The sequence below is a fragment of the Deinococcus pimensis DSM 21231 genome, from assembly GCF_000519345.1.
Classification (GTDB): domain Bacteria; phylum Deinococcota; class Deinococci; order Deinococcales; family Deinococcaceae; genus Deinococcus_A; species Deinococcus_A pimensis.
Genome location: NZ_KI912653.1, coordinates 21,502 through 30,959 on the forward strand (window position 1 = coordinate 21,502; position 9,458 = coordinate 30,959).

Below are 9,458 nucleotides of genomic sequence, written 5' to 3' on the forward strand. Positions count from 1 at the left end.
CCGCGAGGCGCGCTCGCCGGTGATCTCGGCCTCGACGGCGTCGTCGGCGTCGCGGACGCTGACGTCGAGGCTGTCGTCGATGCGGGCGAGCAGGCCGCGCAGGAAGCGCTCGACGATCACGGCGGGCTGGGCGCTCTCGGTGACGCCGAGCGGCACCTCCGTGAGGTGGGCGGCGGGGCGCGGCGGAGCCTCGTCCTCCGTCTCGCTGATGCCGAGGTCAGCGAGGTACTCGTCGAGGTTCGTCTTCTTGTCCATGCAACTCATTCTAGTACCGCGCGGGGCGCGCGCGCCGACGGACGCCGCGCGAAACCTGCGGCGGGGAGCGCCCGAAGACGCTCCCCGCCGCACGCGAGCCGGAGGTTATTCCTTCTGCTTCTTGGGCGTGCTCTTCACGCTGCCCGCGTCGAGGGCGGGCTTGACGGGCTTCACGGTCTTGGTGGGACCGGCCGCGGCGGCGCTGGGCGCGGCGCCCTTCACGCCGCCCGCGACCTTCTGGACGTTCGCGGTGGCGGTGAGGTGTTCCATCTGACGGTTGATCAGCAGCTGCTGGAAGATGCCGATGATGGTCGAGAGGATCCAGTAGAGCGTCACGCCCGCCGGGAAGGTCAGCGCGAAGTACGCGAAGAACACGTAGATCATCGCCTGCTGCTTGAACATCTGCGGGGTCTTGCGGGTCGAGATGTAGATGCTGACGAGGTTCGCGATGACGTACAGCGCCGCGAGGATGTACAGCGGGTCCGGGATGGACAGGTCGGGCAGCCACAGCAGGCCGCCGTCGAACTCGAAGTTGCGGATGGTGTTCCACAGCACCGCGAGGATCGGGATCTGGATGAACACCGGGAGGCACCCGGCGGGGTTCACGTTGTGCTCGCGGTAGAGGGCCATGGTGGCCTCGGCGCGCTTCTGCGGGTCGTCCTTGTACTGCTCGTTGAGCTTCTGGACTTCCGGCTGGATGAACTGCATGCGGGTCGTGTAGCGCATCTGGCCCTGCATGATCGGCCAGATCGCGAGGCGGATCAGGACGGTCAGCGCGGCGATCACGAGGCCCCACGAGGCGATGCCGGCGCTCAGGAACAGCGCGTGCAGCGCGTCCATGAGCCGCGCGATCAGCAGGGACAGGTAGCCGAGCAGGTTCGGGGAGAACAGGCCGGGCTCCTGCAGGAAGCCTTCCTTGTAGAGGCGGATGAGCTCGTTCTTGCCGCCGTACACCTGCAGGTTCGAGGTGCCGGAGAGCTCCACGGCGATGTTGGCGTTCTGCCCGCCCGTGACGGTCGCGTCGGCGCGCGTGCCGTCCTGCGGACGAACGATGATCGCGTACTTGTTCTGCGACTGCGGGTCGATGAGGGGGTTCGGCACCTGCTGGATGGCGGCGTAACGGATGTTCTTCACGTCCCCGCCGCCGAGCACCTCCGTGGAGCCCTGCGCGACGGCCTTCACGGTGGGATTCGCGACGTTGTTGAGCCCGCCGAAGTTGACGGTGTAGCCGTCGGCGCCCGTCACGTTCGTGCGGACGCTCATGCGGAACTGACGCGGGCTGAACGACACGGTCTTCTCGACACGCGCCGCGCCATGCGTGTAGCGGAAGGTGGCGGACAGGCGGTTGATCGCCGTGGCGGACTTCGTGGGCAGCGCGCCCCTCACGGGCGTGGGCGTCGCCTCGAAGGTGGCGTCCGAGGGAACGGCGGTGTTGCCGGGGATGCGCACCACGAGCGCCTCGCGGTTGCCCTTCACGAGGTTCACGGTGCGGGGGTTCTTGAGGGCGCCAAAGCTCAGCGCGCCCTCCTGCAGCTTGATGGAGGGCGTGCCCGCGTACACCTTCGGGTACCAACCGACGATCTCGCCGCGCGTGTTGAAGACGATGTCGCCGAGGTTGGACGTCGCGATCAGGTCACGCTGACCGTCACCGTTGAAGTCCGCCTCGATCCAGCCGGGATTCACGGCGGCGGAGGCGGACCCGGCGGCGCCGAGCAGGGCGAGGGGCAGCAGCGCGGCGGCCGCGCGGAGGAACGGACGGGGGCGGCGCGCGGAGGCGGGGACGCCCGGGGGGTTGTGATGTTCGGTCATGGGTTCTTTCTGGGAGGGACGGGGTCGTACCCGCCTTCGTTCAGGGGGTGGCAGCGCAGGACGCGCCGTGCGGCGAGGTACCCGCCGCGCAGGGCTCCGTGCTGCTCGATCGCTTCGAGGGCGTACTGTGAGCAGGTCGGCGTGAACCGGCACGTCGGGGCGCCCTTGCGGGGCGAGAGGACGCGGCGGTAGTACCGCACCCCTGCCAGCATACCTGCCGCGACGAGGGACGAATGCCGCCCCACCCCGCCCTCCTCGTGAGGAAGCGGGGTGGGGCGCGGCTCGCGTCCGGAGTCCATCCTTGCAGTGTACGCGCTCGGCCCTCCCGGAGTTTCGACCGCGCTCACGGTTCGCGGGCCCTCAGGGCGCGGCGCGGTCGAAGGCCCGGCGGAGCGCGTCGGTGAGCACCTCGAAGTCCACCGTGAGCACCTCCGGGGTGGGCATCAGCACGGCCCGGCAGGGCGGGAGGTCCACGCGCCGCATCGCCTCCTTCAGGCGGCGGCGGGCGCGGTTGCGGTCCACGGCGCTGCGGAGCACCTTCTTCGGCACGACGATGCCCACGACCGTCATGGGCTTCCAGGGCGTGCCGTGCTTCGGGCGGTAGTGCACGGCGCGCAGCGTGAAGTACGGCGTGCGGACCGCGCGGCCCTTGCGGACCTGCCGGAACTCCGCGTCGCCCCGCAGGGACGTGAGGCCCGCGCTGCGACGCCGGGGTTTGCGTGTCGCCTCGGCGGGCGCGCTCTGCCGGGCGGGGGCGTTGGGGTCGGTCATGCGGGGAACCTCAAAGGAGCGCGGCGAACCCTGGGTTCGCCGCGAAAGCGCCGAGTGTAGCGTTCAAATGCTTCACTCGGCGCGTCTCTGTGCTGATGAGTTCCCACGGGCGGGACGGCCCGCCCGTTCGGGTGCTTCACTCAGCGCGTCTCTGGTCGCCTTTACTCGTCCGCGACCGTGAGGCGGGCGCGGCCCTTGGCGCGGCGGCGGGCGAGGATCTTGCGGCCGGACTTGGTGGCCATGCGGGCGCGGAAACCGTGGGTCTTGGCGCGCTTGCGGACGTTGGGCTGGTAGGTACGCTTCATGATTCCTCCTGCTCGGGCGGGACCGGCACGCGGGGGCGCCGCTCGGTCCCGGGACACGCGAGACTGCCCGCGAGGGGCAAACTACGAAAGTCTAGCACGCCGCCGGAAGTCGGTCTACGGGCGGGCGCTCACGCGGGACCGTCCGTGGGGGTGGCGGCGCGCGGCCACGCGACGAGCGCGACGCCCGCGAGGATCACCGCGAGGGCCGCCCACCCGAGCGGCGAGAGGGACTCCCCGCCGAAGCCGACGCCGAGCGCGACGGCCACGACGGGGTTCACGTAGGCGTAGCTCGTCGCGACGGCGGGCCGCACGTGGTGCAGCAGGTAGGAGTAGGCGCTGTAGGCGAGCATGGAGCCGAACACGACGAGGTAGGCGAGCGCCCAGAGGCTCGCGGCGGACGGGGTGCCCCAGTGTTCGCGCGTGAGGACGCTCAGGACGAGCAGGACCGCGCCGCCCGTGAGCATCTCGGCGGCGGAGCCCATCAGGCCGGAGGGGAGGCGCAGGTGACGGCCCCACATGCTGCCGAAGGTCCAGCACAGCGGCGCGAGGACGAGCAGGACCGCGCCGAGCGGCGTGGCGCGCAGGTCACCGAGGTTGAGCAGCACGATGCCGAGGAGGCCGATGCCGATCCCGGCCCACTCGCGGCCCGAGGTGCGTTCGCCCCACAGGCGCGCGAAGAGCGACGCGAACAGCGGGGAGACCGCGATGACCATCGCGGCGACGCTGGAGCTCACGTCGCGCTCAGCGAGGGTGACGAGGCCCGTGCCGCCGCCGAGCAGCAGCACGCCGACGATGGCGCTCGAGCGCCATTCGGCGGGCGTGGGGGCGGGCGCGCCGTGCAGGCGCAGGAGGCCGAAGAGCAGCGCGCCGGCCACGAGGAAGCGCGCAGCGAGCATGCCCATGGGGGGCAGGGTCTCGATGGCGACGCGGATGCCGAAGTACGTGCTGCCCCACACGAGGTACACCGTGAGGAGCGCGAGCAGGACGAGCGGACTGTAGCGGGCGGCGGCGCGGACCGTGGCACTCATGGGCCCAGAGTACAAAGCGCCCGGGCGAACGTACAGACGTTTTTGAAGGAGAATCGCACCGGGGACCTTCGAATGTTAAGCTAGGCCATGACACTTAGCACCGAACGGCTCCTCGACGAGGTCGGCTGGCAACTGCTCGCGGCCCTTCAGCAGGACGCCCGCACGCCCCTCAGCGAGCTCGCCCGCCGCGTCGGCCTGTCCGCACCCGCCGTCGCCGAACGTGTCCGCAGGCTAGAGGACGCCGGGATCATCCGCGGCTACCGCGCCGAACTCGACCTCGCGCGGCTCGGACTGCCGCTCAGCGCCTGGATCCGCCTCACCATCGACGGGCAGCGCGACGAGCCCTTCCTGAAGCACGCCGCGCAGGCCCCCGAGATTCACTCCTGCGACCGCGTCACCGGCACCGACTGCTTCGTCCTGCGCGTCGTCGTGTCCGACGTGGCGCACCTGGAACGCACCATCTCGGCGCTCAAGGCGTACGGATCGCCCATCACGAGCCTCGTCCTGTCGTCGCCCGTCACGCGACGCGACGTGGAGGGACCCCGCTGAACAGGGGCAGGGCCGTCCAAGTTCTGTCGCTGTACGCTCGGGGGCGGCCCCTCGCTTTCGCGTGGAACGTCAGCGCGTCTCTCTACTCGTGAGCGCCTGGTAGATCAGGATGCTCGCCGCGACCGACGCGTTGAGGCTCTGCACCTTCCCCCGCACGGGAATGGCGACGAGCTCGTCGCACTTCTCCCGCACGAGGCGCCGCAGGCCCTCCCCCTCCGCGCCGATCACGAGGGCGAGCCTGCGGTCGTAGTCGAGGCGGCGCAGGTCGGTGGCGGCCTCGCCCGCCGCGCCGTACACCCACACGCCGTCCTCCTTGAGGGCGTCGATGAAGCGCGGCAGGTTCTTCACCTGCGCGACCGGCAGCCAGCTCGTCGCGCCCGCCGCGGTCTTGGCGACCGTCGGGGACAGCGGCGCGCTGCGGCGCTCCTCCACCACGACGCCGTGCGCGCCCAGCACCTCCGCGCTGCGGATGATCGCGCCGAGGTTGCGCGGATCCGTGACGCCGTCGAGCAGCACCATCAGCAGGGGCTCCCCGCGCTCGTCCGCGCGGTCGAGGATGTCGTCCACCTCGGCCCACTTCAGGTCCTCGACCTCCGCGACGACGCCCTGATGCTGCGTGGTGCCCGCGATCTGGTCGAGCTCGATGCGCGGCGCCCACTTCAGGCGCACGTCGAAGCGCTCCAGTTCCCTCACGAAGCTCTGCTCGACGCCGCGCGCCACGAGCAGTTCCGAAACACGCCCGTCCCTCAGGGCTTCCAACACGGGATTGCGACCGTACAGCAACATCCGGTCATTCTACCCTCAAAGGAAACCCCGCCGCGACGGCGAGGGCCGGGCGGCGGGGGTTTCATGTGGGTGTCCTTCGTTCGGGTCGCGTCGCGGAGTTGCGCCGCGCGGACCGATCCATGTCAAGGGGTCCGGCACTGAGCCGGGAACCGAACGAGGGAGAGTTGTTACCTAGAGCTCGAACTTATAGACGGCGTATACGCCGATCTTTCCGTTCGATTCGTAGACTGTACGTCCGCCCCAATGAGGACCGAACTGGTGTTCCACGAAGACCTTTCCCGTGGCGTCCTCGGTTTTCTCGAGGACGACCTTGGTGGGGCCACACTCCACGGAGACGCCGCCTCTGATCGAGGTGTCGCCATCGTCACCCAGCTTGTAGACGCCTGCAAAGGCTTCACCCTTGCATGCGGGTGGTGCCGAAGCGGGCTTTTTGCTCGGGGTGAGTTCCGGGGGATTGGCTTCGGGAGCGGCTATGTACGCGGGCAGGGTACCCGAGTAGCGCTGACCGAGGGTCACGTTTAGGCCAGCAGTTTTAACATCGCCGCTCAACTGAGCGACGGAAACATATGGTTCTTGATTTTGATAATCCATCAGAAATTAGCTCCGTGATTTTTTATGTTTTCCTGGATGACAGCCAGAATTAGCCCTGCTGAATAATTCCTCAGAGCATCAGCAACAACACGCAGGAAGATTGTCCTGGCCGCCTTATACTGGAAGATTATTCCACCTTCCGAAGGATCCAGAAGGATGTTCTGAACGACTGAGAGGTGAACCTGTGACAGGTCATCGCCCCAGTGTTGAGGAAGCGTGATCGTCCATGTCTTCCGGTCGAAGATGGGCGCTTCGGCTCCTCCCAGGGCGAACGTCGGAATCAGACCAACCTCACTGAAGGCGCGGTTCTCACTCTTGAGGCGCTTTGCGAGCGCCTGGCACGCTTCCAGCAACGTCGGCGTTGCTTGCGTGGCTTCGGCTTCCATCACCACTTCCTCAGGCGTAGGCAACGGCACCTGCACGTCCTGTTCAAGTCCCTGCCGGGTGGTTGGGATCGGTTCTTCGTCAGGAGTCCCAGCAGGCAACACTTGTACCATGCTTTCGCGCCAGCCTGGCGCGCTCATCCCTTGTCGCAAGTCACCCAGGACGGAGAGAATCTGTTCCACAAGGTCCTGACGGGCGGCGTCTTCCTCAACTTCTGCGTCAACTTCTGCGTCAACTTCTGCGTCAACTTCTGCGTCACTGGCCGGACCGACGACAATCGTCTGAATCACCGCTTCATCGACCTTTGGAGGTACAGTAGGCGACGTCGGACTAAGCACTTCAGCCGCCTCTTCATCCGCAGACGGCAGCCGAGGCACATCCGCAACTGCTTCTTCGGAAAGGGCCAGGAATCCATTGACCCCTGCAGTCTCCTGGCTCGGTTGAGCTTCTGCCTCCCAAGGGTCAGGCATAACTTCAACCCCGAGCGTTGTGAGGCCGTCATCTTCATAAGGATTGAATTGTATTTGACTTAGCGGGTCGGATTCCAAAGCGTCTGCATAGACTTCCGCGACCTTGGCCTCTGCCCTCGACTGCTGTTCCATGAGGTGTGCTATACGTGCGGCGGCATCGAAATCGATGCCATTCGGAAAAAGTCTTCGCAGGTCTTTGATTAACTGAACTTTCTCTGACGCTGACAGAGCATTTGCTTGATCTTCTAGGGTTGTGGTTCTTTCCTCAGCCACAGCCATTGCAGTCATTCTCAAGTATTCTCTGTATTGACGAGCTATATTCCAAAATCTTCCGGCGATGGTGAGGCAAAGCGCGAAATTCCTCCGGGACCTTCTACAAACTTCGATATCTCGTATCACGGTACCCGGTATTACCATTCTGTTCCCAATGACTCCAAAAGGTGGTTGGTCGGAAATAGCAACGACGATCCAACTTCTTTTGGGGATTCCCAAAACTTTCCACGCATCAATGACCATTCTCACAGCCATTATGGTTGAGTTTTCATCTCTTCCCAGATTGTCTTGAAAGACTTTAAGGAAATTCCCAAACTCCATATACTCTTTGAATTTTCATGGTTTCACACCCGACAAAATGACAGGTGCGCCGACACGGGTCGGTACCTCACGCTACCAACGCGTCCACACGCCGTGAGGCATTACCTCGCCTCCTCCCCTTCGCGGAACTGGAGTTCGTACAGGTCGCGGTAGAGCCCGCCTCGCGCCATGAGCTCCTCGTGCGTGCCGACGTCCCGCACGCGCCCCGCGTCGAGGACGACGATGCGGTCGGCGTTGCGGACGGTGGAGAGGCGGTGGGCGATCACGAGGGTCGTGCGTCCGGTCATGAGGCGTTCCAGGGCGTCCTGCACGAGCGCCTCGCTCTCGCTGTCGAGGGCGCTGGTGGCCTCGTCGAGGATGAGGACGCGCGGGTTCTTGAGGAGCGCGCGGGCGATGGCGACGCGCTGACGCTGACCGCCGGAGAGCTTCACCCCGCGCTCTCCGACGACGGTGTCGTAGCCGTCCGGGAAGGCGCTGATGAAGTCGTGCGCGTTCGCGGCGCGCGCCGCGAGCTCCACCTCGGCGTCGGTGGCGTCCTCGCGGCCGTAGCGGACGTTGTCCCTCACGGTGCCGCTGAAGAGCTGCGTCTCCTGCGGGACGATGCCGACGTGGGCGCGCAGGTCGCGCGGGTCGAGGTCGCGGACGTCCACGCCGTCCACGAGGACGCGGCCCTCCTGCACGTCGTAGAAGCGCGGAACGAGCGCGACGAGGGTGCTCTTGCCCGCGCCGCTCGGGCCGACGAGCGCGACGACCTCGCCGGGCCGCACATCCACGTTCACGTCCGCGAGGACGGGCGTGTCTCCCCGGTCGCCGTAGCGGAAGGTGACGCCCTCGAAGGTGACGCGGCCCGTGACGCTCCCGAGGGCGCGGGGCCGCTCGGGGACGGTGAGGTCGCTGCGCTCGTCGAGGAGCTCGAAGATGCGCGAGGACGCGCCGAGCGCCTCCTGGAACTGGCTCCACAGGCCCGTGAAGGCCCCGATGGCGCTCGCGACGCTGATGGCGTAGAAGAGGAAGCTGATGAGCTGTCCCGGCGTGAGCGCGCCCGTCAGCACGAGCCGCCCGCCGTACCACAGGACGAGCGCGAGGGACGTGAACATCGCGAAGATGACGGTCGGCAGGAAGCCCGCGCGGACCCGCGCGCGCCTGAGCGCCACCGCGTAGGACTGCCCGATCAGGTCGGCGTAGCGGCGCGCCTCCAGTCCCTCGGCGGTGAAGGACTGCACCACGCGGATGCCGCCGATGGCCTCCTCGGCGCTGGCGTTCGCGGCGGCCACGCGGTCCTGGAACTCCTTGCTGACGCGGCGCAGGCGCCGCCCGAAGAACACGCCCGCGAGCACCACGACGGGCACGACGGACACGACGAGCAGGCTCAGGCGCGGGTTGGTGACGAAGAGGATCACGACGGCCCCGACGAGCGTGAGGGTCTGGCTGAAGAGCTGAGCGAGGGCGGTGCTGACGGCGCCCTGCACGGTGCTGACGTCGGACGTGAGGCGCGAGGTGAGCTCGCCGGTGCGGCGCGCCTCGAAGAAGCGGGGGCTGAGGGTGAGCAGGTGCGCGTAGAGCGCGCGGCGCAGGTCCGCGACGACGCCCTCGCCCGCGCGGGACAGCAGGTACGTCTGGACGGCGGTGAAGCCCGCCTGCGCGGCGAACACGCCGATGAGGATCACGACGGTGCGGTCGAGGACGGTGGTGTCGGCGCTGCCGATGCGCAGGAAGGACGCGTCGACGAGGCGGCCGACCACGAGCGGGAAGACGAGGTTGAAGCCGCTCGCGAGCAGGGTCGCGACGGCGGCCACGGCGACGCTCGCGCGGTACGGGCGGACGTAGGACAGCAGGCGCCTCAGCTGCGAGAGGTCACGCGGGGTGGGTCGGCGGGCGCTCCCGTCGGGGGCGGCGCGGCGGGGGAAGGGACGGCT

10 protein-coding genes and 1 pseudogene are annotated in these 9,458 nt (G+C 67.6%); 1 reads left to right on the top strand and 10 read right to left on the bottom strand.

Annotation, left to right across the window (positions count from 1 at the left end):
* From DEIPI_RS36715 to yedA, 6 genes and pseudogenes are all read right to left on the bottom strand, one after another.
* Positions 1 to 255: pseudogene (locus DEIPI_RS36715) on the bottom strand (Jag family protein); the annotation flags it as partial.
* Between the two features lie 105 nt (positions 256 to 360).
* Positions 361 to 2,064, bottom strand: a complete 1,704-nt coding sequence (gene yidC, locus DEIPI_RS31360; protein ID WP_084474308.1) for a membrane protein insertase YidC — start codon at positions 2,062 to 2,064, stop codon at positions 361 to 363.
* Complete coding sequence (gene yidD, locus DEIPI_RS0114675; protein ID WP_045234404.1) at positions 2,061 to 2,276, bottom strand: membrane protein insertion efficiency factor YidD; 216 nt, start codon at positions 2,274 to 2,276, stop codon at positions 2,061 to 2,063. The genes yidC and yidD overlap by 4 nt, the downstream gene beginning before the upstream one ends.
* 148 nt (positions 2,277 to 2,424) lie before the next feature.
* Positions 2,425 to 2,835 carry a ribonuclease P protein component gene (locus DEIPI_RS31365; protein WP_245588574.1) on the bottom strand — a complete coding sequence of 137 codons (411 nt, stop codon included), beginning with the start codon at positions 2,833 to 2,835 and terminating at the stop codon, positions 2,425 to 2,427.
* Positions 2,836 to 2,996: 161 nt separating this feature from the next.
* A complete protein-coding gene (gene rpmH / locus DEIPI_RS0114685) occupies positions 2,997 to 3,140 on the bottom strand; it encodes a 50S ribosomal protein L34 (RefSeq protein WP_027482259.1) in 144 nt (47 codons plus the stop codon).
* A gap of 128 nt (positions 3,141 to 3,268) precedes the next feature.
* A complete protein-coding gene (gene yedA / locus DEIPI_RS0114690; RefSeq protein WP_045234394.1) occupies positions 3,269 to 4,168 on the bottom strand; it encodes a drug/metabolite exporter YedA in 900 nt (299 codons plus the stop codon).
* Positions 4,169 to 4,255: 87 nt separating this feature from the next.
* On the opposite strand from yedA, the gene DEIPI_RS0114695 reads away from it, so the two are divergent.
* Positions 4,256 to 4,717: an Lrp/AsnC family transcriptional regulator gene (locus DEIPI_RS0114695; RefSeq protein ID WP_027482261.1), complete on the top strand. Its 462-nt coding sequence runs from the start codon at positions 4,256 to 4,258 to the stop codon at positions 4,715 to 4,717.
* A gap of 69 nt (positions 4,718 to 4,786) precedes the next feature.
* On the opposite strand, the gene rlmB is transcribed toward DEIPI_RS0114695, so the two are convergent.
* From rlmB to DEIPI_RS0114710, 4 genes are all read right to left on the bottom strand, one after another.
* Complete coding sequence (rlmB, locus tag DEIPI_RS0114700; RefSeq protein WP_027482262.1) at positions 4,787 to 5,503, bottom strand: 23S rRNA (guanosine(2251)-2'-O)-methyltransferase RlmB; 717 nt, start codon at positions 5,501 to 5,503, stop codon at positions 4,787 to 4,789.
* A 171-nt stretch (positions 5,504 to 5,674) separates the two neighbouring features.
* Positions 5,675 to 6,094: a hypothetical protein gene (locus DEIPI_RS37875; RefSeq protein WP_169737121.1), complete on the bottom strand. Its 420-nt coding sequence runs from the start codon at positions 6,092 to 6,094 to the stop codon at positions 5,675 to 5,677.
* Positions 6,094 to 7,542, bottom strand: a complete 1,449-nt coding sequence (locus tag DEIPI_RS37880) for a hypothetical protein (RefSeq protein ID WP_157463679.1) — start codon at positions 7,540 to 7,542, stop codon at positions 6,094 to 6,096. The genes DEIPI_RS37875 and DEIPI_RS37880 overlap by 1 nt, the downstream gene beginning before the upstream one ends.
* Before the next feature lie 101 nt (positions 7,543 to 7,643).
* A partial coding sequence (locus tag DEIPI_RS0114710) for an ABC transporter ATP-binding protein (protein WP_425387862.1) occupies positions 7,644 to 9,458 on the bottom strand: 1,815 nt, incomplete at its 5' end.